This is a genomic window from Wolbachia endosymbiont (group A) of Andrena fulva (assembly GCF_964026815.1).
GTDB lineage: Bacteria > Pseudomonadota > Alphaproteobacteria > Rickettsiales > Anaplasmataceae > Wolbachia > Wolbachia pipientis.
Window position 1 is genome coordinate 996,230 of the sequence record NZ_OZ034701.1, and the last position, 23,668, is coordinate 1,019,897.

Annotated in this window: 20 protein-coding genes and 3 pseudogenes; 11 read left to right on the top strand and 12 right to left on the bottom strand. The window is 35.1% G+C overall.

The window, feature by feature from the left end:
* Positions 1–134: 134 nt before the first annotated feature.
* Positions 135–863: pseudogene (locus AAGD84_RS05005) on the bottom strand (IS5 family transposase).
* A 103-nt stretch (positions 864–966) separates the two neighbouring features.
* Complete coding sequence (locus tag AAGD84_RS05010; protein WP_265038001.1) at positions 967–2,244, bottom strand: adenylosuccinate synthase; 1,278 nt, start codon at positions 2,242–2,244, stop codon at positions 967–969.
* 180 nt (positions 2,245–2,424) lie between these two features.
* On the opposite strand from AAGD84_RS05010, the gene AAGD84_RS05015 reads away from it, so the two are divergent.
* Complete coding sequence (locus AAGD84_RS05015) at positions 2,425–4,029, top strand: hypothetical protein (RefSeq protein ID WP_341817895.1); 1,605 nt, start codon at positions 2,425–2,427, stop codon at positions 4,027–4,029.
* A 51-nt stretch (positions 4,030–4,080) separates the two neighbouring features.
* Here the strand turns inward: AAGD84_RS05015 and AAGD84_RS05020 are convergent, their stop codons facing one another.
* Positions 4,081–4,497: a GNAT family N-acetyltransferase gene (locus AAGD84_RS05020; RefSeq protein ID WP_006279634.1), complete on the bottom strand. Its 417-nt coding sequence runs from the start codon at positions 4,495–4,497 to the stop codon at positions 4,081–4,083.
* A gap of 8 nt (positions 4,498–4,505) precedes the next feature.
* Complete coding sequence (gene ccmC / locus AAGD84_RS05025; protein WP_006279633.1) at positions 4,506–5,216, bottom strand: heme ABC transporter permease CcmC; 711 nt, start codon at positions 5,214–5,216, stop codon at positions 4,506–4,508.
* A gap of 150 nt (positions 5,217–5,366) precedes the next feature.
* Between ccmC and AAGD84_RS05030 the strand changes: the two genes are divergently transcribed.
* From AAGD84_RS05030 to AAGD84_RS05050, 5 genes and pseudogenes are all read left to right on the top strand, one after another.
* Positions 5,367–6,197: a pyruvate, water dikinase regulatory protein gene (locus tag AAGD84_RS05030; protein WP_065095172.1), complete on the top strand. Its 831-nt coding sequence runs from the start codon at positions 5,367–5,369 to the stop codon at positions 6,195–6,197.
* 49 nt (positions 6,198–6,246) lie between these two features.
* Positions 6,247–6,375, top strand: coding sequence for a type B 50S ribosomal protein L36 (gene ykgO, locus AAGD84_RS05035; protein ID WP_006279631.1), 129 nt, complete (start codon positions 6,247–6,249; stop codon positions 6,373–6,375).
* Positions 6,376–6,424: 49 nt separating this feature from the next.
* Positions 6,425–6,739, top strand: coding sequence for an FtsB family cell division protein (locus AAGD84_RS05040; RefSeq protein ID WP_264723423.1), 315 nt, complete (start codon positions 6,425–6,427; stop codon positions 6,737–6,739).
* 287 nt (positions 6,740–7,026) lie between these two features.
* Positions 7,027–7,290 carry a transposase gene (locus AAGD84_RS05045; protein ID WP_341817896.1) on the top strand — a complete coding sequence of 88 codons (264 nt, stop codon included), beginning with the start codon at positions 7,027–7,029 and terminating at the stop codon, positions 7,288–7,290.
* Positions 7,291–7,409: 119 nt separating this feature from the next.
* Positions 7,410–8,077 (top strand): annotated as a pseudogene (locus tag AAGD84_RS05050) (IS630 family transposase); the annotation flags it as partial.
* A gap of 10 nt (positions 8,078–8,087) precedes the next feature.
* Here AAGD84_RS05050 and AAGD84_RS05055 read toward each other — a convergent pair.
* Complete coding sequence (locus AAGD84_RS05055) at positions 8,088–9,413, bottom strand: IS4 family transposase (protein ID WP_341817859.1); 1,326 nt, start codon at positions 9,411–9,413, stop codon at positions 8,088–8,090.
* Positions 9,414–9,503: 90 nt separating this feature from the next.
* Here AAGD84_RS05055 and AAGD84_RS05060 point away from each other — a divergent pair.
* From AAGD84_RS05060 to AAGD84_RS07560, 3 genes and pseudogenes are all read left to right on the top strand, one after another.
* A pseudogene (locus tag AAGD84_RS05060) lies at positions 9,504–9,710 on the top strand (transposase); the annotation flags it as partial.
* Between the two features lie 15 nt (positions 9,711–9,725).
* On the top strand, positions 9,726–10,157 hold the full coding sequence (locus AAGD84_RS05065) for an IS3 family transposase (protein ID WP_341817897.1): 432 nt from the start codon (positions 9,726–9,728) through the stop codon (positions 10,155–10,157).
* 159 nt (positions 10,158–10,316) lie between these two features.
* A complete protein-coding gene (locus AAGD84_RS07560; RefSeq protein WP_010082072.1) occupies positions 10,317–10,481 on the top strand; it encodes an IS3 family transposase in 165 nt (54 codons plus the stop codon).
* Positions 10,482–10,581: 100 nt separating this feature from the next.
* Here AAGD84_RS07560 and AAGD84_RS05070 read toward each other — a convergent pair whose 3' ends face one another.
* The 6 genes from AAGD84_RS05070 to AAGD84_RS05095 form a co-directional block, all read right to left on the bottom strand.
* Positions 10,582–11,664 (bottom strand): efflux RND transporter periplasmic adaptor subunit, encoded by a 1,083-nt coding sequence (locus tag AAGD84_RS05070; protein WP_341817898.1) that lies wholly within the window; start codon positions 11,662–11,664, stop codon positions 10,582–10,584.
* A gap of 201 nt (positions 11,665–11,865) precedes the next feature.
* Positions 11,866–12,948, bottom strand: a complete 1,083-nt coding sequence (locus tag AAGD84_RS05075) for a Fic family protein (protein WP_213863077.1) — start codon at positions 12,946–12,948, stop codon at positions 11,866–11,868.
* A 237-nt stretch (positions 12,949–13,185) separates the two neighbouring features.
* A complete protein-coding gene (gene dnaG / locus AAGD84_RS05080) occupies positions 13,186–14,934 on the bottom strand; it encodes a DNA primase (RefSeq protein ID WP_264723421.1) in 1,749 nt (582 codons plus the stop codon).
* Positions 14,935–15,006: 72 nt separating this feature from the next.
* On the bottom strand, positions 15,007–15,162 hold the full coding sequence (locus AAGD84_RS05085) for a hypothetical protein (protein WP_264723420.1): 156 nt from the start codon (positions 15,160–15,162) through the stop codon (positions 15,007–15,009).
* An 11-nt stretch (positions 15,163–15,173) separates the two neighbouring features.
* Positions 15,174–16,475 carry a group II intron reverse transcriptase/maturase gene (gene ltrA, locus AAGD84_RS05090; RefSeq protein ID WP_341817847.1) on the bottom strand — a complete coding sequence of 434 codons (1,302 nt, stop codon included), beginning with the start codon at positions 16,473–16,475 and terminating at the stop codon, positions 15,174–15,176.
* Complete coding sequence (locus tag AAGD84_RS05095) at positions 16,460–16,972, bottom strand: hypothetical protein (RefSeq protein ID WP_245611107.1); 513 nt, start codon at positions 16,970–16,972, stop codon at positions 16,460–16,462. The genes ltrA and AAGD84_RS05095 overlap by 16 nt, the downstream gene beginning before the upstream one ends.
* 230 nt (positions 16,973–17,202) lie before the next feature.
* Between AAGD84_RS05095 and miaB the strand changes: the two genes are divergently transcribed.
* Positions 17,203–18,522, top strand: coding sequence for a tRNA (N6-isopentenyl adenosine(37)-C2)-methylthiotransferase MiaB (miaB, locus tag AAGD84_RS05100; protein WP_010962578.1), 1,320 nt, complete (start codon positions 17,203–17,205; stop codon positions 18,520–18,522).
* Between the two features lie 139 nt (positions 18,523–18,661).
* Here miaB and AAGD84_RS05105 read toward each other — a convergent pair whose 3' ends face one another.
* Positions 18,662–20,128 (bottom strand): oligopeptide:H+ symporter, encoded by a 1,467-nt coding sequence (locus AAGD84_RS05105; protein WP_341817899.1) that lies wholly within the window; start codon positions 20,126–20,128, stop codon positions 18,662–18,664.
* A gap of 176 nt (positions 20,129–20,304) precedes the next feature.
* Here AAGD84_RS05105 and AAGD84_RS05110 point away from each other — a divergent pair, with 176 nt between their 5' ends.
* Positions 20,305–23,640 (top strand): isoleucine--tRNA ligase, encoded by a 3,336-nt coding sequence (locus AAGD84_RS05110; RefSeq protein ID WP_265037949.1) that lies wholly within the window; start codon positions 20,305–20,307, stop codon positions 23,638–23,640.
* Positions 23,641–23,668 lie beyond the last annotated feature (28 nt).

Here is a 23,668-nt window from a genome sequence, read left to right on the forward strand (position 1 = left end):
GCAAGTGTTAAACTTGAGCTTTTATTTTTCATTATACATTTCTTACTACATGTTTATACTGCTGTCTTGCATAATAGACTATTCGAAGTTACACAAGTATTTTTTTTATTAGATAAGAGTTAGTAAGAGCCTGTTCATAATTTTTTCAGAAGTAAGGCAGTGAAAGCCAGAACTACCATTTGTAGGCTAGTATTGAGTTTTCGCTCACAATTTTTCCACAATCTTCTACATTTTTCTAACTAAGCAAAAGATCGCTCCACAACCCATCTTTTGGGCAATACAACAAAGGAACGTAATTCATTTCTTTTGATCACTTCAACGGTTGCACCAATAATCGTTTTTATTTGAGTTGCAAAATTCTCTCCAGTATAGCCTGCATCAACCAGTACATTTTTAACTCCCGAGAGGTTTTCTTTTGCATTTTCGACCATTCTCACAGCACTGCTACGGTCAGTTATCTCTGCTGTTGTTGTATAAATTGCATGCTTGCGTATCTACTGCAATACGGCCCTGAAATCTTCTTGCCTGCATCATAGCTTCAGCAGTATCTGCATTTTTTATACTCTGTGCATCAATTGTGCAGAAGCTTTTCCGACCATTGTTTTGTCGCAATTATTTTTTTTTAATACCAGCTCCAGAACACTTTCTTTATTTACATCTGGTTTTTCACTCCACTTCTTAAAATAGTCGTAACAATTGCGCCATTTTGGGAACTCTTTTGATACCATTCTCCACTGGCAACCACTTTTTAACACGTATAACACTCCACAAAATACATCATGTAAATCAAGTGTTCTTGGTTTTGTCTTCTTTCTGCAAGATTCCAGATCTGCTACAATAATCTCAAACTTTTCTCGACTTATGTCACTTGGTTATAAACTTCGCATATCCTACTTTATATACTTTATCCTCTCACTTTAACTCTTTTTTGAGATTACGTACAGGCTCTAAGATACAAAGACGTTTTCAGAAATCTTTAAGCTTAATAACATCCTCTCTCTTTGGACTAGTTGAAATTAGATGAATTGGTACACCTATTAATTTTTCTAACCTGTCTATATATTTTATTAAATTGATAGGCAATGTTTCAATCGACCTTTTACCTTGAGTGTTTTCTTTCCAGCCAGGAAACTCTTCATATATTGGCTCTAATTCCCCTTGTATTGAATGCGATGCGGGTAAATAATCATACATTTTTCCGCTATACTTGTAACCAGTGCATATTTTAATTGTATCAAAAGAATTAAGCACATCTAATTTGGTTAATACAATGCTTGAAACTCCAGAGAGTTGTACGGCCTGGCGCACTAAAACTGCATCGAACCATCCGCAACGCCTTCTTCTATTGCTCACTGTTCCAAGTTCCTTACCTATAGTAAACAAGCTATCTCCTACTTCATTTTTCTGCTCAGTAGGAAATGGGCCATTGCCCACTCTTGTTGTATAAGCTTTTACCACACCAATAATGTAAGCATTGGAGGATAACCCTGAGCCTGTTATTGCTTGCGATGCTACAGTATTACTTGAAGTAACAAAAGGGTAAGTTCCGTGGTCGATATCTAAAAATGCGCCTTGGGCACCTTCAAATATTATTTTCTTACCTTCTTTCATCAAGTCATTTAATATCTTCCACACAGGTTTTTTATATGAAAGAATTTTTTCTGAAATCTCTTGAATTTCCTTTAATATTTCTTCTTTTTTAACCACCTGGTAGTTAAGGCCTTTCCTGATAGCATTGTGGTAATTCAAAAGAGTATCCACTCTTTTATTGAGCTCATCTGCGTTTTCTAAGTCACAAAGGCGTATAGCTCTCCTTCCAACTTTATCTTCATAACATGGCCCTATCCCTTTGTTTGTTGTACCAATTTTGTGATTTCCATTTAAATCTTCAAATAGCTTTTCCTTGTCCTTATGTATGCTAAGTATTAATGGACAGCTCTCGGATACCATCAAGTTGTTATAGTTTACGTCTACTCCTTTAACTTTCAATGACTCTATTTCTGAGATTAGAGCGTGTGGATCAAGAGCAACGCCATTTCCTATGATAGATATTTTGCCTGGCCTCAAAACAGCAGAGGGCAGTAAATTTAATTTATAAACCTCATCATCTACTACTATAGTGTGCCCTGCATTATTTCCTCCCTGAAATCTCACAACTACATCTGCATTCTCAGAAAGATAATCTACTATTTTACCCTTGCCTTCGTCACCCCATTGCAGACCAACAATTACAATGTTATTCATCATTATTTTCTAGATTAATACATAAATATTAATGCAGTACGCTACAAATGGAAAGAGAAATCTACGCCTTTCCTACACCTCTTAAATAAAGAAATATACTGTCGATTTTCTTAATATATTACCAAATTATTCATCATTATATGATATAACTTACAGCATATTTGCAGTAAGGTGTTATTTATGAAAGAGACAAAAGGAAAAAATAATAAGAGTCCAGTAGTTAGATTAAAGGCCACAGCTAAAGAGTTCAATTTTAGTAAATTAAGAGCAGATCAAGATAATAAATTAGCGAATTCCGGTGAAACAATGTTCTTAGATTTTCAAAGGATGAATTTTATTATTAACGGAAAAGAAATAGATAAAAATCTTATTATTGCATTTAAGGAAGGAGCTAAGCACCGCAGAAGCGAACTTTTTAATAGTGATGATATATATAATGACGAAATATTTAACAAAAAAGGAACAAGAGAAATAGATACGGATCGTGGCAAAGCTTTTGTTGCTTCAGTACTCGAAGATATTGAGAAAGAGCTTGTAAGTGACGCATTGGGTGAGCTGTGGAAAAATCACTGCGAAGATCCCAAAACTACTGATCATCAAAAAACTGATTCATATAAGAAAGAATTTGAAGAATTTTACAATGCTGGCCAAAGGTATATCCATCTATTACCAACAGAGAAAGATGAAAACAAGGATTACCGTTCCTTTGCAAAAGAAGTTTTCAAAAAAATGTTCAGATACACTGGGGCAGAAGTTCCAAGTGATGCTATTTTAGAAGAGCTAGTTACCAATTGTAATCAAGCAGGGTATGAGGCTGCTCCATTTATACAAACCCAACTTGCACTTGGACAGTCGTTCATAGTAGAAAATCCTAAAAAAGTAATAAACATTGATTGTGCTAACCAAAATAATGTGAGAATTAGATCTGATATGAGGCTACCAATACTCTCTGTTAAAAATCAAGTTATGCATGGCGATAAGATATGTAATCTGTCTAGTTCATTGGAATTTACAATTGAATCTCACAATGGTGAAGACTTTGTAACATACAGAGATGGTAAATTGTCACTTACTATTCCTAAAGAGTTAAAAAATTATAAAGATAATGGCAAGAGCTTGTTTGACATTATTAAAGAATATTTTCAGAAATTCTGTGCAAAATTAGGATTTAAACCTGAGACAAAAATACAAATAGAGCATGGCTTCGGTGCTCAAAGTAACTATTTAGATGGTACAATATCAACCACAGGATCAGATGCAAATGAAGAATTTATCAATCTTTTAAGCGAAAATCTCAGAGAGAGGTTATTGGGGTCAGGAGTTGCTCTAGAAGATGAAGATGTTGATGATATTGTTGAAGTCAGAGTATCTACCGTTATAGATCTATTGAGTGATTATGCTAAATTGGAAGATAATAAAGAACACAGAGAGTTATTAATAAGTAAAGTAGCAGATAATTTAGGACTTTCCACTCAAGATAAAACAGCACCAGAAGTATTGATGGAATTAGGCTCTTTACCTTCTTTGATAAAAGGTCAGGTTAATCATAATCAAGTGCAGTCTGTTGTAAATACTTTTATTAAGTTAATTATTGAAGGGAAAAGCGAAGTATACAAAAAAGGAGGTGCGATTAATGCAATTGATGCAATTCATAAGGAGATAGATAAGGCAATTGTTGAGCAAGAAAAAAAAGCAACCAACAAACAAGATATAGAAAATGATAAATGGACAGATAGAATCAAAAAACAGAATTATTCTGCGGAATCACATGAACATTTACCTTAAAGATATTAGTAGGCTCTTTAAATATTTTAGAGTTCATGGTTACAACGGTTGCTATTTTACAGTGCATCTCACAACACTTTCTTCAAAAATATACATGTTAACATACCCTGGACGTACAAGATCACACTTATACCCAAGCTTTTCATAAAATACTTTCGCTTTTTGAAAATTCATGGTTGCAACGGTTGCTATTTTACAGTGCATCTCACGACCATAATCATGAACTTCTTCCATTAGCTGCTTTCCCATACCTTTTCTTCTATAATCAGAATGTACCCAAAGCAAGTCAGTGTAAATTGAACCATAGATAACAAAACCGCTACAACCTGCAATAATTTGTTCAGTATCATCGCGAATAAAAAAAGCAAATGGGTTACACGTACCTTTATCAACGGTTTCTTCATTAATCTTTTTGAGTAGGAATTCAATGTCTTTGCTACTTGGTGATGTGGTGTGTTCTATTTTCATCTCTCGGCCTAATACCGCATACTGATTTCTCTCTTTATCTTATATAAATTAATTAAGTAAAGTGAATACAGTATCCACACTACTAAAAAAAATGTGGCACAAAACATAAACATTGCAACCAGTGGCAACAGCAGGGAACTTTCTATTGCTATTCCACCTTTTCTCAAAATGCTTGCTGGCTGATGGAGAGTGGACCATAAATTCACGGAAAATTTTACTATAGGAATATTTATAGCACTAAAGATGGCAAATACTGCTGCTGATTTTTCTGCCCTCGCTTCATTATCAAAAGCGCTCCACAATGAAAGGTAGCCAACATATAGGAAAAGTAAAATCAGCATTGAAGTAAGCCTTGCATCCCATACCCACCAAGTGCCCCAGGTTCCTTTTCCCCAGATGCTGCCTGTGATTAAGCATATTGCCGAAAAGATTGTCCCTGCAGGAGCAGCAGCATGTGCCAAGACACTAGCAATGCTATTGTTCCATACCAATGAAATGAAACTGAGTGATGCAATTAATCCATATATTCCAAGAGCAAGCCATGCAGAAGGCACATGAATGTACATGATTCGTACAATTTCTCCTTGTTTATAATCTTCTGGAGAGAAGAATAACGCCAAAGACATTCCAATTAAAAAACATGCGAAACAAATAACCCCAAGCCAAGGTAGAGCTTTCTTAGAAAAATAAGAGAAATTTGTAGGCTTTAATAAAAACATTCGTTTTGAGAATAATTGTGTTAAGAATTTACCAATTAGTTTGAGTTTTATCAACAGGATAGTTTTTCTATATTTACGTAGGTCAACAAATTAGCATAATTTCAGTAGCAGATTGCTAGCCATTATTTTTAGTATAACACTATATAAAACATGACCATTAAAAAGCTTAATCTACACTTAGTATCAGATTCAAGTGGTGAAACTGTTATATCAGTTGCAAAATCAGCTCTGAAACACTTTCGTTCTATAGAAACGATCGAATATGTTTGGTCTTTTGTGAAAAAAGAGGAGCAGATTGACAAAATTCTGGAGGAAATTAATAGGAAAAGTGATGAGCATAATTTTGTTATATGCACTATTACTGATGATGAGCTAAGAAAATATTTAAAAGATAACTGTATAAAGTTGAAAATTCCCTATAGAGCAATATTATCACATATTATTAGAGAAATTTCGTCCTATCTTGAAATTGAAAAAGACGAAAAGCTTGACTTGCATACTGAGATAAATAACGAATATTTTCAGCGCATTGAGGCAATAAACTACACTATTAATCATGATGATGGACAAAATATTCAAGATATTGATAAAGCAGATATAATTTTGGTTGGAGTTTCACGTACATCAAAATCTCCCACCAGTACGTATTTAGCTTACCGAGGCTATAAAGTTGCAAATATTCCTTTTGTTAGTGGAGTACCCTTTTATGTTGACTTGGCAAAATTAAAAAATAAACTAACGATAGGGGTAACAATAGACGTAAGTAGGCTAATAGAAATACGCAAAAATAGACTTACTTCAATTAACAACGAAGATAATAATATATATGCTAACCCTGAGAAAGTAGAAAAGGAAATTAAAGAAGCAGAGGAGCTCTTTAAACAGAATAACTGGCCAATTATCGATGTCACGCAAAAGTCGATCGAAGAAGTATCAGCAACAATTATACAATATTTTAATAAAATGTTATCAATTGACTAACTCTTGATAAGTGATTATAATGTAAAGTAAATTAATTCTTACTATAGATATGAAAGTCAAAGGGTCGCTAAAATCTCATCGTAACAGAGATAAAAATTGTAAAGTTGTGAAAAGGGGTGGTAAGATTTACATTATAAATAAGGTAAAGCCAAGGTGTAAAGCGCGTCAAGGTTCTTAGCTTTTTGTTCACCTTTTCATGTTATATATTTTTTATATGTGAAAGTACGGTGCTTATACCTAAAAAGAAGCAAAAATTGCTGTGTTTAAGCGCAGCCTTACTCATTTCTTCTCTTACATTATATTTCAGCATTAGCACAATTACAGGTAAACGTGGCTTATTGACGCTAATAGACTTAAAAAAAGAAATCGAGTACAATAAACTTTTGCTAAAGGATGTCTCTTCTGAAAAGGAAAAGTTGGACAACAAAGTATTTGGCTTATATGAAAAAAGCTTAGATTTAGATCTGCTTGATGAGCAAGCAAAAAATGCTTTAGGTTATGTGAACCCTAATGAACTTATGGTTGTTCTTGACGTGGAATAGCAGTAGAGATCTCCCTACGTCATACCGCCGCGGCGCTAACACGTAGCGGGATGACGGTTTTTCAAATTGTCGGTAAATCTAAGTCAGTTTAGCTATATTGTCTCTCACACCGCTTAGCTGAACAGACAATGGCGTCAACTTAAGGAAAAATGTCAGAGATTGTGTATAAAATTTCTCTCTAAAATTTTTACCATTAAATTACCCAAAAGCTGCATGACCTTACCCAGAAAAAGTGGAGAGAAAGAAAAGAGTTTTTTTGGGTAAAATAAAATTTTGGAGGATTAGAAATGGTAAGAGAATATACAGCAGAATTCAAATTGGAAGCTGTTAAGCTGGCAAATGAACAAAGAAAGGTAGGTCAACCAGTTGCAAAAGTAGCAAGAGATCTAGGAATAAGGGATAGTGTATTAGGAAAATGGATGAAGAAATATAACGAAAAAAAGTCAGCGGCAAATGCATTTCCAGGTAGAGGTAACATGACTCCTTACGACAAAGAGAGGTTTGATTTACAAAGAGAGTTAGCAAGAGTAACAAGGGAAAGAGACATTTAAAAAAAAGCCCTGGCCAGTCAAAAAGAGTAAAATATTTTTTTATAAAAGAGCATAGTATAGCTCTTTCCATAAAAGTCCGGATGTGATAGGATAAGGGTAGATGATGATAAGGAGGTTGAATGCCAGCAGCATATAGTTATGATTTAAGAAAAAAAGCAATGGAAGCGCTAGACGAAGGAGAAAGCAGAGAAACAGTGGCAGCAAGATTTAAGATTGGACGAACTACTTTATGGGAGTGGCAGCAAAGAAGAAAAGAAACAGGAGACTTTCAATCAAAAAAACTTGGAAATGGGGGTTACAATCACAAAATTACCGACTGGGATACCTTTGCCAAATTTGCCAGAGAACACGGAGGAAAGACTCTATCGGAAATGGCTAAACTTTGGAACAACGTTAGTATCCAAACGATCTATCGAGCCCTTAAAAAAATTGGATTTACGCGCAAAAAAAGACATATGGATACAAGGAAAGAAACGAAGAAAAACGTGCTGAATTTTTGAAAATTATAGCGACAAAAGAACCTAAAAACTTAGTGTATATAGATGAGTCTGGCATTGATAACACCGAAGACTACCCCTACGGATATTGCCAGAAAGGACAGCGGTTTTATGCCTTAAAATCTGGAAAGAAAACTCAACGAATCAGTATGGTTGCAGCCTTAAGTGGAAGAAAGATAGTTGTTCCGTTAACCTTTGAAGGCCACTGTAATATGGATGTTTTTAATGGATGGTTTGAGCAATTTTTGACACCGATCTTGGAACCTGGACAGACTGTCATTCTTGACCATACGCGTCAAGTTAAGAGATTGTGAGCAAATTTAGAGAGGTTAAAGTGGATACTCTAGCCCTTCTACGTTTGTCTTTTAATGAAAATCGCGACCAAGTTATAGTGAGTTTTTTAAGAAATACTTTTAAACTATTAATCTTGGTTAATACTAAAAATAACTCTCTAACCCGTCTTTTTAGCTCAATAAATGCCTTTGTTAAGCTAAGTTCTGTATTCTTTTTCACTTCTGTGCAACCAACTATGCCGTGAAATATAAGAATTGCGCACAATTTAGCATATAGTTCACATAATACTCTGCATGGCTTTCCTTTTAGCTTATCAAGTCTGATATGGCTTTTATACAATTTAAATAATAACTCAATTTGCCACCTTACTCTGTAAATCGTTAATACTTGCTCAGCACTAATTTTATTTTCTGGAACATTAGTTATAAATATTGACCAGTTCAACAATTTTTGATTTCTTTTAGAGGATGTATATCCCTGCGATCTTGCTAATCTATTAGCTTTCCTTCTTCTGGCTATAGACTGTTCTTCAGTTAGTTTCTGACATATAATTCTTACTCTAATTTTTGCTTCTTTTCCTAACAATACCTCGTTTTCTAAAAATAACTTATCCTCTAAACATTCTAATAACTCCATTTTTTGATTTGTTTCTACATCATATACGTTGGTATCGGATTTATAACGACTTATGAAATAAGCTCCTATTTCATTGATTTGTTTAAAAGAACTTGGCACAAAATAACCGAGATCAGATATTAGCAAATCATTGCTTGATATATTACTTAAATGTTTCCTATATCCCTGGTCTGATCTTATTCCCTCCGTTAAATTAAGTTGGTCTATTATCTGATTCATGTAATCGAAAACTAATTGTAACTTTATTCCAGACTTAGTATTGCTTTCATAGCCACTGTAGCTAGTACCATAACCTTTATACATCTCTTCCATACTGTTAGGTAGAGTAATATAGCTACTGTCCAATAATTTAACACTATTAAATTGCTGTAAGATTTTGCAATCAACTTGCAAGATATTTTTAAAGAGAACCACAGATTCATTATACATCCTTTTCATAAATTCCACTGCTTCTTCAGTAAATCTAAAATCCAAACCTTGTTTTGTTATATCTATCGAGTCCTCGTTTAGTAATTGACACATTGTTTCTACGCTACAATTATCAACTCCTATATTACCCAAGACCATGGCTTTTACGAATGATGAACCTTTTAGCTTTCTCTTTCTTTTTATAAACCTTGTTGTAATTGAGATTTTCTCTGCTTTTTCATTAAAAAATTCTTTGAGCTTTTTTGATAAGCAAGTTATTTTATTCATTGGTTCTCTCACTAAAAGTATATCTGGGAGAACTTATACCTTATTATTCTATCTCTTTCATACCTTTATTTCCTTAACTTGACGCGTATGGTCATTCTTGACAATGCTACTTTTCATAAGTCTGATAAGATTATCGAGCTTGCTAAAGGGGTTGGTGCAGAAATTTTGTATCTGCCGCCTTATTCTCCAGATTTCAACAAAATTGAGCATCATTGGTTTGCTATAAAAAACAGAGCCAGGAAAAACATTCCTCTATTCGAATCCTTTCGTCGTGCTGTTGATTCTGCCTTCCTATGACCTGTTCGGACTATTATGAGAAATGCTATAACTGCTATAAAGTACAGGAATTATGTAGGATTTTCTGCTAGTGGCTACTATAAGTGGACCACAAGAAAAATAAGCAGTAGAGAATCAGCAAATAAAGAGCTACTCGAAGCTATTCAAAAAATATATCAAGTTTCTAAATGTAGATATGGAGCTCCTAAAATTCATGCTGAATTGAAGGCTTTGGGTAAAAGTTGCAATTTGAAAACGGTGCAAAGTATTATGCAGAAAAATGACATCAGGGCTATACTGAGAAGAAAGTTTAAAATTAAAAAACAACAAACAGATAATAGAGCTGTAGCTCCCAATATATTAGACCAAAACTTTATTGTTGATCAACCAAATAAAGTATGGGATTACTTACATCAAAACCAAGGAGGGATGGCTATATTTGGCAGCAATAATTCTCACGTATGGTAGTTAATGAGTAGTGCAATAAAAATAAACAATTGGTTATGAACTCTTTATTAATGGCCATTAATAGGCGTAAACCTGTTAAAAATCTACTGCTGCACAGTGACCAAGGTTCACAATATACTGCGCAAGGGTATCAATATCTCTTAGCTGTAAAGAATATAGATGAGTAATAAAGGCTGTTGTTACGACAATTCTGTTGCAGAAAGCTTCTTTAGCTCATTGAAAAGAGAAATACTTATTGATACTTCACAACACTCTGCTCAACAAACTAGAACTGCAATATTTGAATACATAGAAATTTTTTATAACAAACAACGTCACTATTAACTATTGCATTCCAGAACAATTTGATGCATCATTCTTTTTGTAAAAAACATTCCAAACTTTCTCTCCACTTTTTCTGGGTAAGGTCAAAGGATCTTATGTCTTAAACCTTATCACCAGGCTTAACAAATAGGTGGCCCAATACTATTAACTTTATGGATTTACCTTCGTTATTTGCTACTATCCAAACCCCATCGCTCTCATGATCAATAATTTCTATTGGTGCAAATACTATATAATTATTATCATCAACAATCTTTATTCCAAGAGCACCTTCGTCACTTAAGCTCAGGGCTGAAGAAGGAACTTTATATGCAAATCTTTCGCCTGAAGGTAGCCTTACGTTGGCAGTTAGTCCCTGCAAGGATATCATTTTATTATTAGTTACCTTTACTTCTACCCTATAAGACCCAGTTTTAGGCTCAGCAATTTTACTAATAAAACTTACTTCACCTGCCAATTCTTTTCCGTCCAGCAAATTAATTTGAGCTGTGCTGCCTAGCTCTATTTTATTTACTTCATTTTCCGAAACGTATAACACTACAAGAATTTGATCGAAATTAACCACGTCAGCTATTTTTTGCCCAGCATTAACAAAATCCCCTTCGTTTGCATTGATTTTATCAATATAACCATCTATAGGAGATGTGACTGCAGTATTTTCTAAATCCAATTCTAGCCTTTTTAGGTCAGCTTTTGCACTTTGTAACGCAGTAAAAGCTGCTTCTACTTGTATTTGTGCCCCATAGCCTTTTTTATTCAGTTTGTGAGAGGAATCATACTCAATTTCACGCTGCTTTAATAAAGCTTTGGCTTTCTGAGCTTGCTCAATCCTGTCATAATCTTCTATCTTTAACACTACATCATCTCTTTTTACCTTTTCACCATCAGGTAAATAAATAGCAATAATCTTACCACTTATTTTTGAGACAAGGCTAGCTCTATGTAAGGGATTTACTGTACCAGAAAAATTTAAATATATAGTGCGGTTTTGCGGCGCACATTCTTGAGTTTTTACTGAAAAGCTACTAGTTGCATTATCGCTATGAACCGCCTGATCTTTTTTTAAAAATGCACTGCTGATAAAAAACAGTAGAATAAAAGCAATACTGGAAATGATGATTACTTTATTTCTCATCTTTAAACAATAGAATTTGTTGACCAATCTTGTTAGAAACAATTGCATAAATTTTCGAATCAGAAATGTAAGTATAATACATGTACCATTGTCACTCCATAAATAGTTTTATATGAGAACAAACACAAGATTTTCCTATAATAAGTAAGTTTTTTATTGCTAAAATGCAATTTTTAATCGAATAAAATTGCAAACAAAGTTGTGCATAAGACTGGATTTAAAAAAATCTCGAAAAACATACTAAAACTTTTAAATAATAACTTTATATCTAGTGGCTTTGCCTTCTCCAAGACGCTGTAAGTATTTCATCCCTAGCAGTTTCTTTGTAATTGCCTCTACTGTTCTTGGAGGAAATCCTAGAGCTTCTATAGCATCTTTTCTACTAAATTCTTTATCTGCAAGGCTAAGTGCCCACTCCCAGAAGAATAATTGTTTTCTTGATAATAAATATTCAGTATTCTCCCTCTCAAGAATATAATGCGCCTCATTTGCTTGCGTTTTGAGCACATTAAGAAAAAATATTAACCATGGGGAAATATCTTCTTTGCCACTTTTCCAGCTACTTTGTGTTTTATTAAGCGCTAAATAGTAATCAAGTTTGTTAGTTTCAATTATCTTTTCATGTGATACAATAGATACAAAATCATAACCCTGCTGCAACAGCATTAAATTAGTTATCAATCTACTAGTTCTGCCATTCCCATCTTGAAAAGGGTGTATTGCCAGATACTCAAAAACAAAGTTAGCAACAATAATAAGAGGATGCTTAAATTTATTATTTAAGGACCAGTGATACCAATCAATAAGCTCTTGTACTTCCTTTCTAACAAGGTAAGGTGGTGTGGGATCAAAAATTATACCAACAACTTTTCCATTCTGATCTTTTGCCTCAACTCTATTAGAACTTGCTTTGTATTTTCCTCTATGATACAAATCTTTTTCACTATAAAGTAGCATCTGGTTATTAATGTGCAATATTGATGACTCACTAATTGGAATATCCGTATAATCATGAAATATTAGTTTAAGCATTTCTAAGTAGCCAGCAATTTCTTGCTCATCTCTATTTTTAAATTTTTTGACACGTAGGTTTTTATATAGGTCCTCAACTTCTTTATCGGTTAGACGATTTCCTTCAATACGGTTAGAAGCGCCAGAAGATGTAACAATAACTGAATGAGTTAATCTTTCAATTGTTTGTGGTAGTAGTTTTTTCGTTATCTGCCAGCTATTTTTAACACTATCAACTGCAGTAATTAACTCGTACACTTGCTCAATTACAGGCCCTTCTAGGTTGAGACGTGTACTAAGACGAAAATTCTTCCAGTTCATATTCTTCTCACATGCATATTATGTGAGATAATGTGAGATAATGTGATAAAAGTCAATAGTAAGCTTTATATGCATAGCAGAGCTAACTACAAAAATTATACATTTTCAAGTGATCCTAACCATATCAAAAACTACAGGGCAAAGCTGTTGGAGGAAGGCTTAATTAGTTAAAAATTTCAATCTTATGTAAAATATTGTCTTATTTTGTAATTTTCTTGTTGACTAACGAGACGATATCTACTTTTCAATAAACTCCATTTGCATTTCTTGTATACTACTTTCTATTTGCTCTATTTGTTCTATTAACCTTTCTTCTAAGTCAAGATTACCGCTCAGCCTCGCTTCGGTTCTTTCTTTTCGTAATGCATTTAATTCTTTTAGTAACACTATATTATTCCACACAATTTCTGCAGATTTTCTCTCGTTCAGTTGGCTATTTAGTACACTAGTTTTTTCAAATACATACTTTATAACGTTAAACTGTTTCAATTCTTGTAACAAAGCCTCTTTATCGAGTTTGCTTTTGTTACTTATTACATCAATTACACGCTGTTGTAATCTTTTCATCTCATTAGTAAATTCAAAATGAGAAAATTGCTCAAAAAATATAGGACGGTTCAAAATTTCAGGAAATTCTACGGCTATACGCAAAATTACGGCCTGATTTTGCTCTGCTTCAATTAGCTCTGGAGATTTGTTATGAAGATACTCACCTTTTGTTGCTCCAGTTTTACTATTAAAAATCTGTTTTTTGAAGCTACTTCTTAGTTCACTAGCCTTATTGTAAAAATAATCTCTGTAATACCTTCTAATACTGCTGTTGCTAATAGTATTTACATATTCCATGAACTTGTGCTCAAGAATTGAATATTTTTCCGGAGCAAGTTTTTCATAATTTTGCAAATTGCTATCGATTATGTGATGCCATAAATATTCAGAATGCAGTTTTGTTGAATGGTCAAGAGCAGTCAACACGTCTTCTTTCTTGTATGCCAGTTCGTTACATATATCGTATGGATCTTTATTACTTGGCAAAGTCACAAACTTTAACGTGTATCCAGGCTCTAATATTGGCAGAGCAAGTTCTGCAACTCGGGTAGCAGCATGACGTCCAGCACTATCGCCATCCATACAGATGGAGATTTCTTTAGCAAATCTCCATAGATTTTTTATCTGTTCTGCAGAAATTGCGGTACCAAGCGGAGCAACTGCATTACTAATTCCTGCTTGATGTAGCGCTATAGCGTCCATATATCCTTCAACAACGAGTATGTGCTGTTTTTTACGTATTTCGCTTAAAGCAAAGTTTAATCCGTATAAATTCTCCCTCTTCTTGAAGAGCTGACTCTCTGGACTGTTTAAATATTTCGGCTGTTGCTCAGAACTTAGCGCACGTCCGCCAAAACCAATAACTCTCCCTGCAATGCTCTGTATAGGAAATATCAGCCGGTCATAAAAATAATCATGAAAATTTTTGTTTACTAATCCAATATCAATTAAAATTTTGTCTTCAATACCTGAAGAGTTTAAATACTCTTTCAAACCAGAGCTTGGTGCATAACCTATCTTAAATTTATCTATGATTTTAGGTAAAATCTTACGCTGCTTTAAATAATCTACAACACCTTGATTTTTTTGTGCAAACCAATTTGCAGCTAAATCAAGCGCTAAAAATAGTTTATTGTCCTCTTTTGTAATACTAAGATTTTTGGGCAGTTCAACACCTGTAACCGATGCTAATTTTTCCAATGCTTCTTTAAAGCTTAATCCTTCAGTTTGTGAAATAAATTCAAATGCATCACCACTAGCCAAGCAACCAAAACAGTAATATAACCCCTTAGTATTGCTCACCGAAAAAGATGGGGTTTTTTCGTTATGAAATGGACAGAGCCCAACAAAACTATCTCCTCTTTTTATTAATCTGACTTTTTTACCTACTATGTCGGATAATAATAATTTTGATTTTATAATATCTATATGATCCATCTTGTTAAATTAGTAGTAGGATAAAAATTATATAGAATTTATACACATCTGACTCGAAATTTATTTCTATAACTAAAGCAATTTAGATTTACCGACAATGTAGCTATACAAATTGTTCGGTAGAAGCTGTAGCTTTACTCCTCTCGTTTGAGTTTTATTACTACAACTCCCCCTAAAGAACCGTGCTTGCAGATTTCCCGCACACGGCTCATCAATATTAGTTTTCACAGTCGTCCCTCTTATGCATATAAAGAAAAATGTATTTTTGGCTTTGGTAATGGATTTACTTCTACGTAGTGTACAAACTGTTCCCAGGTCATACTCTTTTTCTGACTACGCCGATTTATCCATTTAAATGCTAGCTTTCTTACTGATGTGTAAAATTGTTTCAAACACCAATAATTTCCGCTAATACCAAAGTAGTTATAGTGTCCTGTTAATTTAGCCTTCAGTACTTGCCACCAATCTTTAAGTCGAATACTTCCGCGGACTATTTTCAACCACTCCTTGATTTCTTTTAGTTTTCTGGCTAGATTTAACTTAGAGGTTTTATGTCCCATCATTAATCTACCACGACGACTTTTTGCACCATAGTGCGTAAACCCCAGAAAATTGAAACTTTCCGTCCTTCGTTTCTCTCTTATCGCTCGTTGCCACTCCCTCTTGCCAAACTTTACTACTCCGGTCTTGTTTTCAGATACTTCCAACCCAAATTTATTTAGCCTTTGTTTCAGTAATTCCAGAAATTCTTCCGCGTCTACCTTACTTTCGCAACAAACCACAAAATCATCGCAAAACCTTATTACTTGTATATATCCTCTGGATCTTGGTTTAAATTTCTTTTCTATCCATAAATCCAACACATAATGTAAGTATATATTTGCTAATACAGGACTTACTATACCGCCTTGTGGTGTACCTTGTTTTGTTGCTTCATAATTTCCAGCTTCGACTATCCCTGCCTTGAGAAACCGCTTTACTAACCACAGCAAATTTGGGTCAGTTATTCGTTCCCTTAGACACCTCATTAGCCATTTATGCTGTATATTATCGTAGAACTTCTTGATATCCACTTCTACAATGTAGTTTATTGGCTTGTACATAACTGCTTTATCTAGTGCATTTACCGCTTGATGACAGTTTCTTCCTGGTCGAAATCCATATGAGCTGTCCAGAAAGTTTGCCTCGTAAATATTTTCTAATATCTTCTTCAGCATAATCTGTACTAATTTATCCTCGGTCGATGGTATTCCGAGTCCGCGTTTCTCTTTACTTCCAGCTTTCGGTATATATACCCTCTTTACTGGTTGTGGTTGATATTGCTTCCTCTTCATACTTTCTACTAGCACTTCGAGTTTCTCATTCAGATTTTCTCCGTATGATTCCACTGTTATCTGGTCTACTCCACAAGCCTTGTTACGCTTCAGTTCTTTATAACATCTCGCAAGATTCTCTGTATTTATCAGATGGACTAACGATGTGAATTTTAGTCGCTTATCTTGCTTTGCTCTTACTGCTATCTGGTTTAGTTTATATCGCATGTTATTCCTACCTCCGTTGTATTGGCATAGCAATCCCTATTCCAGTTACTATATTGCTGATCGCTTCCCCTTGTACGTGGCTTTCCCACATTCTGAGTACTATCAATCAGTCCGACTTCCCCTGCATCTTCCGCTAGTTCTTGCCTTTGTTGACTTGTTCCAACGTACCTTAATAGGAATGCATGGGATCTCCCAAGTTCACTTGAAGTCCATTTCAATACATGGCACGGTCTCAGATCCCGATAGAGTGAGTGATAACTTGCCTTTACGTTATCCTTCATGCTGTCTTCCATGGCCATGAACATGTCGACCTCTATGTCTTCAGGTATTTCGGGACTCCACTCCTTCACTTCCGTTGTGCCCTGCATTGTCCATCCCACTAGCTCTATTACACTCGTTACCTCATGCAACATAGTGGTCTGTTCCAAACTGTTGGCTAGACTTTGTTTGTGTTGGATTTTCACCAACTGTTCTCCAAGCACTTCTTGGCGCACCATGACACCCTGACAACCGTCATCCCGCTACTTGTTAGCGGGATCTAGAGATACCGTGATGGTATGACGTAGGGGTTGCCGAGAACTTGTCATCCCAGTGCTTGACACTGGGATCCAGTTTTTCGTATAATTTTGTCAAAATCTATTGTGCTAGCAAGTTCACTAGCGTCACGCGCTGGTCTGTTAGACATTTACGTGTAGGGTGAAGAAATTTTGAAAAAGACATACCAAATATGAAAGGCCTATATATTAAAACTTACGGCTGTCAGATGAACGTTTATGACTCCGTTTTAATGGAAAATGTAATTAAACCTTTGGGGTTCAACGTTGTTAGTGATGCAGGGAAAGCCGATTTAGTGATACTGAATACTTGTCACATTAGAGAGAAGGCAGCAGAAAAACTTTACTCAGAGCTTGGGAAGATTCATTCGTTACGAAAAGAAATGACTATAGTGGTGGCTGGGTGTGTAGCGCAAGCAGAGGGAGAAGAAGTGTTCAGAAGGGCTCCTTTTGTTGATATTGTTGTTGGTCCGCAGAGTATCGCTACCTTACCGGAGCTGATAGTCAAAGCAAGCAGAAGTAAAGGTCATGTAATAAACACTGATTTTCCTGAAGTTGCAAAGTTTGATAAATTGCCAGATGAATGCTATGGCAATAGCCAGGGGTCTTCTGCGTTTCTTGCCATACAAGAGGGTTGTGATAAATTTTGTACGTTTTGTGTAGTGCCCTATACTCGTGGAGCTGAGTATTCACGGCCAGTGAATGAAATATTTCGTGAAGCATTGAAATTAGTTGCAAATGGGGCAAATGAGATCAATTTGCTTGGTCAGAACGTCAATGCTTACCATGGGGAGTGCGAAGGGGAAGTGTGGGATTTAGGAAAATTAATTAGTCATATTGCTAAAATTGAAAAGCTAGAGAGGATTCGTTATACAACTTCTCATCCAAGAGATATGCATGAATCTCTCTACTTGGCACATGCGGAAGAGCCAAAGCTCATGCCGTTTGTTCACCTGCCTGTGCAGTCTGGTTCGAATAAAATATTGCACGCGATGAACAGGAAACACACTGCAGAGGAGTATTTGGAAATAATAGACAGATTTCGCAAATTGAAACCTGAAATCGAATTTTCTTCTGATTTTATTGTTGGTTTTCCTGGAGAAACCGAAAAAGATTTTGAAGAAACTATGAAATTAGTAGAAAAAGTTAGATATGCTCAGGCTTATAGTTTTAAATACAGCCCAAGACCAGGCACACCGGGAGCGGAAAGAAAAGATCAAGTACCAGAAGAGGTTAAAACAGAGCGCCTTCTTCGTTTACAGAAATTAATTAGTAAGCAACAACTTGAGTTTAACCAGAGTATGGTAGGTAAAACTATACCTGTTCTATTTAGCGATAAAAAAGGTAAACACCAAAACCAAATTATTGGTAAAAGCCCATATATGCAATCAGTGTGCATTGATGATTCTGAAGATAAATACAGGGACAAAATAGTAAATGTGAAAGTGTTGGAAGCTCGGCAGAGTAGTTTGCTGGGGTGTGCATTTCACTGATTTTAAGCAGCGTTAAATATAAATCTTAAGCAAAGAGTATTGAAAAAATGCAATCATAATCTTTTTCAAAAGTTACAAAGTTTAATTGCTACCTCTGCTGAACGGGTACCTTAAACCTACAAATTTGAGCTTACCTATATCAATTTTTTGTACAAGATGAGTTAGTAACAACTTTATGTATAAAATTGAAGAAGAATAAAAATACAATAACGAGCATTAAATTAAATATTCCCACCTTTAAAAAACCCTCTTTATATATTTCTAAAGATTCTAAATAATTTATTTTACCATTTACTGAAGGAACTGACATAAATTTTGATATTGCAACTCCGGCTAGGTTAGAAAACGCTAATGACAGCATTACTATACCCATCACTACTCCTCTAAGGTTTTTGGGGGCTAGTGTAGTTGCTTGTTCTTGGACTAATAGAGCAATACATAATTCTCCCAGTCCCATAAAGGAGATAGCAATTATTAAATATAAGTATTCTACTTTACCTTCAATGTTAGAGTTTAAACATCCTATGTACAGTGTGAAAAAACACATAGCCATTGTCAGAAGGCCAAGGGTAAACATGGAAGTTGCATATTTTTGCTTAAACTTCATGTATGTTCCAAAAAGAAAGCCAAATATTATAATTGACAAAGGATTTATGGCTTGAGAAACTGAAGCTGGGATTGTTATACCTAATACATTGTTAATAACGTTTCTTTCGGTGAATAAGTTAACCAAAGAGCCAAGCTGCATTTCTAAAGCAAAAAAACACAAGAAAAATACCACAAGAATAGATAATGCCACTAATTTTCGTCTTTGTTCTGCTGATAATTTAGATATTATATAAATAAATATGCCCAGAGCTGTTATTCCAATAAATATGAGCATATTAGTAAAAAATTCACTATGTATAAGCATTTTAGCAATTATTGATGATGACAGAAAGCTTCCTATCAATACTATACCAAAAATTTTAATCCCTAATATGCGCTTATTCATAAGCTCTGGATAAGGAGAAAGGCCGCTATCTCCTAAAAGATTCTGAAATTTGAGAAAAAAGATTAGCCCTATAGACATCCCAATACCAGCTAAACCAAAGCCGTAGTGCCAGCCAAACAAGTGGGCTACATAACCACATGAAATAGAAGCCAATATTGCTCCAATATTCACACCTACGTAAAATAAAGTAAAGCCTCTGCTACGTTCAGGATCGTCTTTGCCATAGCATGAACTAAGTAAGTTAGTTACGTTCCCTTTAAACATACCAGTACCTATGGCTATTAGAGATAAACCTAAATATAATAAACCTGGTTCAAACTTAACCAATGACATGCAAGCATGACCTGCTATCATCACTATCCCTCCAAGCAACACCATGTTGCGGAATCCCATCAACTTATCAGCTAAAAAACCTCCAAGTATTGGTATAGCATAACCTGTTGCAGCAAATAATGAGTAAATAGTAAAGGCCCTCTCATCAGTGAAACCTAAGTGAGAAGTCAAAAATAGGACCAAAAGTGCCCTCATTCCATAGTAAGAGAAACGTTCCCACATTTCAACAAAGCACAACATTTTTAAAAATTGTGGAAACTTATCTGTCTTCTGATCCATAAAATACCCCTAAAGCTTGGGTTAATGTTAAGTAAAACAATAAAAACTGCAAGTAAAACTTAAAAAAAGGTATTGGAAGCTCGGCAGAATAGTTTGTTGGGGTGTGAGCTACGGAAATATTTTTGAATTTGTAATTTTTCAGAAAGCCCTATATTCTTTAGTTTTACATAGCGAACATGAAGTCAAAGCATTATCCTGATACAGTAAGTAGTCCTGATTTTTCATCGTTAGAAAAGGAAATCATAAAATTTTGGCAGGAAAACAAAGTTTTTGAGCGGTCAGTTGAAGAACGTTCCAAGGATAATTGTTTTGTCTTTTACGATGGGCCTCCGTTTGCAAATGGACTTCCGCATTATGGACATTTACTCACTGGTTTCATCAAAGACGCATTTGCAAGATATCAAACTATGCTTCAAAAAAGGGTTGAACGTAGATTTGGCTGGGATTGCCATGGATTGCCGGCTGAGATGGGTGCAGAAAAAGAACTTGGAATATCTGGTAGAACTGAGATAGAGAAGTTTGGTATAGATAAATTTAACGATCATTGCCGTACTTCTGTGATGAAATTTTCATCAGAGTGGGAGAAGTATGTAAATAGGCAAGCAAGGTGGGTAGACTTTCACAATGACTATAAGACTATGGATAAATCATTCATGGAGTCGGTCATGTGGGCATTCAAGCAGCTTTATGATAAGGGTCTGGTGTATGAATCAGTGCGCGTTGTACCATATAGCTGGGCATGCGAAACTCCATTATCTAATTTCGAAACAAGGCTTGATAACGCGTATAGAGAAAAAGTTAGCAAAGCTGTAACTGTTGCATTTGAGCTTTTAGAAAACCCACAGCAATTTAAAAGTGTTAAACGAAAGTGTAAATTACTTGCTTGGACTACAACTCCTTGGACGTTGCCGAGCAACTTGGCTTTAGCAATAGGAAAAGATATTAAGTATTGTGCAGTGTCAGTCCACCCTTTGATGTCATTCCAGCGCGTGACGCTGGAATCTATTTCTGGATCCCAGTGTCTGGGCACTGGGATGACAGGGAGTAGTGAAGGAAGTTCAATGAATGGTGAAATATACATTTTTGCTGAAAGCTACTTAGAGAAATTTATCAGCCACTCTGAACAAAACAATATTCCATATGAAAACTGCAATATAAAACTTAAAGCGAATGATCTTGCAGGTCTTTCTTACAAACCACTGTTTGACTATTTTAAAGACACAAAAAATGCATTTCGCGTTTTTATTGCTGATTATGTGACGGAAGAAGACGGTACTGGCGTTGTGCATACTGCTCCTGGATTTGGTGAGGAAGATTTTTACCTTTGCCAAAGCCATGATATTCCAGTTATTTGTCCAATTGATAACAGTGGAAAATTTACTGCTGAAATTTCAGATTTGGCAGGGGTTCATGTTTTTGATACCAATGATACAGTAATAAAAAAATTAAAAGAGCAAGGGAATTGGTTTAAAACTGAACAATATATTCACAATTATCCACACTGCTGGAGAACTGACACTCCTTTGATCTATCGCACTATGCCTTCTTGGTATGTTGCTGTTACAAAATTCAAAAGCAGAATGGTAGAGCTAAATAAGAGAGTTAATTGGATACCAAACCACATTAGAGATGGTCAATTTGGAAAATGGCTTGAAGGGGCACACGACTGGTCAATTTCACGCAATCGATTCTGGGGTACGCCAATCCCTGTATGGAAATCAGACGATGCGAGATATCCAAGAGTAGATGTATATGGTTCAATAGAAGAACTGGAGAGAGATTTTAATGTTAAAATAGACGATTTGCACGGACCATTTATCGATACTTTAACAAGACCAAATCCTGATGATCCAACAGGAAAATCAGTTATGCGCCGTGTACCTGACGTGTTTGACTGCTGGTTTGAATCTGGCTCGATGCCATTTGCGCAAATCCACTATCCGTTTGAAAATAAGGAGTGGTTTGAATCTGCGGATTTTATCACTGAATACATAGCGCAAACCAGGGGGTGGTTTTATACGCTCTTTGTATTGTCCACTGCTTTGTTTGATAGGGAACCATTTAAGAACTGCATATGCCACGGTGTTGTTTTGGATGTAAAAGGGCAAAAATTGTCCAAACGTTTGAATAACTATGCAGATCCAATGGAGGTTTTTGATAGATACGGTTCTGATGCACTGCGTTTTCTTATGCTTTCTGGATCTATTGTTTGTGGTGGTAATTTGCTACTCGATAAAGAAGGAAACTCAATACGAGATGTTCTGAAAAACGTAATAAAACCTATTTGGAACAGTTATCACTTTTTTACTATGTATGCAAATGCAGATGGAATTAAAGCTGAAGTTTGTAAGGATTATCAAAGTACTATTGATCGCTACATGATTTCCAAATGTTTTGAAGCTATAGAAAGTATCCAAGCTTCTATGAACAGCTATAACTCCCAAGAGGCTTGCAAAATTTTAATGAACTTTTTTGAAGTGCTAAATAATTGGTATATTCGTCGCAGTCGCGAGCGTTTTTGGAAAAGTGATTTGGATCAGGATAAAACTGATGCTTATAATGTTCTATATACGGTTTTTTATTACATACTAAGAGCTGCAGCTCCTTTGTTGCCACTTATAACAGAGAATATATGGCAAGGGCTTAAGTATGAAGAAACATCTGTTCATTTGGCTAATTTTCCACAATTAGAGAAGTTTGATAGTCAGCTCATTGCCAAGATGGATCTAGTGAGAGAGGTGTGCAACTCTGCACTTTCGATCAGAAACACTTTTAATATACGTATCAGACAGCCGCTTGGCAGTATGATCATTTATCATCAGTCTTCCTGTAGTTTTCTTGAAGGTGAACCGCTTTCTGTCATCCCAGAGTTCTCTCCTGTTATCCAAGTAGCTGACACTGGGATCCAGTGTGCTGCAGATTCAAATGAGTACCAGGAGATGATAAAAGATGAGGTAAATGTAAAAAAACTGAAGTTAGTAAACAGACTTGAAGATATTGCATCACTAGAGTTAAAGCTAAATTTCCCACTGCTTGGGAAAAGAATTCCAGACAAAATCAAGAAGCTAGTTCAATATGTCAAGGAGGGAAAATGGAAGCAAGTTGAGAATGAGCAGATATTTCTAGGAGACGAATCAGAGAACTATATTATAGAAAAAGGCGAATATGAACTATTGTTAAAAGCAAACAGTGAATATTCCTCTGTATTTGATAACAATAAAGGGATTGTCATTCTAAATACTGAACTAAATGATGAATTAATTCTAGAAGGGCTCGCGAGAGATATTGTGAGGCTCATTCAAGAAACTAGAAAACAAGCTGATTTTCATATATCAGATAGAATTAGAGTAACAATCAAAACAGAAGATGAGAAAATTAAGGAAGCAATAAATACGTGGAGTGAATATATAAAAGAGCAGACCCTTGCCTTATCTTTGGACATTAATACAGAAATTGGAACTAACTTCTATTCTAAGGAATATCAGGATTTAAGTGTTAGTATTGAGCGTTAAATTTTTAATAAAGTTGCAAGATTGTCAG

Coding starts and splice junctions, on each gene's coding strand:
- AAGD84_RS05095 (WP_245611107.1), bottom strand. CDS start 16,972: ATGGTGCGCCAAGAAGTGCTTGGAGAACAGTTGGTGAAAATCCAACAC.
- AAGD84_RS05110 (WP_265037949.1), top strand. CDS start 20,305: ATGAAGTCAAAGCATTATCCTGATACAGTAAGTAGTCCTGATTTTTCA.
- ccmC (WP_006279633.1), bottom strand. CDS start 5,216: ATGTTTTTATTAAAGCCTACAAATTTCTCTTATTTTTCTAAGAAAGCT.
- AAGD84_RS05065 (WP_341817897.1), top strand. CDS start 9,726: ATGAGAAATGCTATAACTGCTATAAAGTACAGGAATTATGTAGGATTT.
- AAGD84_RS07560 (WP_010082072.1), top strand. CDS start 10,317: ATGAGTAATAAAGGCTGTTGTTACGACAATTCTGTTGCAGAAAGCTTC.
- AAGD84_RS05020 (WP_006279634.1), bottom strand. CDS start 4,497: ATGAAAATAGAACACACCACATCACCAAGTAGCAAAGACATTGAATTC.
- miaB (WP_010962578.1), top strand. CDS start 17,203: ATGAAAGGCCTATATATTAAAACTTACGGCTGTCAGATGAACGTTTAT.
- AAGD84_RS05070 (WP_341817898.1), bottom strand. CDS start 11,664: ATGCAATTGTTTCTAACAAGATTGGTCAACAAATTCTATTGTTTAAAG.
- ykgO (WP_006279631.1), top strand. CDS start 6,247: ATGAAAGTCAAAGGGTCGCTAAAATCTCATCGTAACAGAGATAAAAAT.
- AAGD84_RS05045 (WP_341817896.1), top strand. CDS start 7,027: ATGGTAAGAGAATATACAGCAGAATTCAAATTGGAAGCTGTTAAGCTG.
- dnaG (WP_264723421.1), bottom strand. CDS start 14,934: ATGGATCATATAGATATTATAAAATCAAAATTATTATTATCCGACATA.
- AAGD84_RS05015 (WP_341817895.1), top strand. CDS start 2,425: ATGAAAGAGACAAAAGGAAAAAATAATAAGAGTCCAGTAGTTAGATTA.
- AAGD84_RS05010 (WP_265038001.1), bottom strand. CDS start 2,244: ATGAATAACATTGTAATTGTTGGTCTGCAATGGGGTGACGAAGGCAAG.
- AAGD84_RS05030 (WP_065095172.1), top strand. CDS start 5,367: ATGACCATTAAAAAGCTTAATCTACACTTAGTATCAGATTCAAGTGGT.
- ltrA (WP_341817847.1), bottom strand. CDS start 16,475: ATGCGATATAAACTAAACCAGATAGCAGTAAGAGCAAAGCAAGATAAG.
- AAGD84_RS05055 (WP_341817859.1), bottom strand. CDS start 9,413: ATGAATAAAATAACTTGCTTATCAAAAAAGCTCAAAGAATTTTTTAAT.
- AAGD84_RS05105 (WP_341817899.1), bottom strand. CDS start 20,128: ATGGATCAGAAGACAGATAAGTTTCCACAATTTTTAAAAATGTTGTGC.
- AAGD84_RS05075 (WP_213863077.1), bottom strand. CDS start 12,948: ATGAACTGGAAGAATTTTCGTCTTAGTACACGTCTCAACCTAGAAGGG.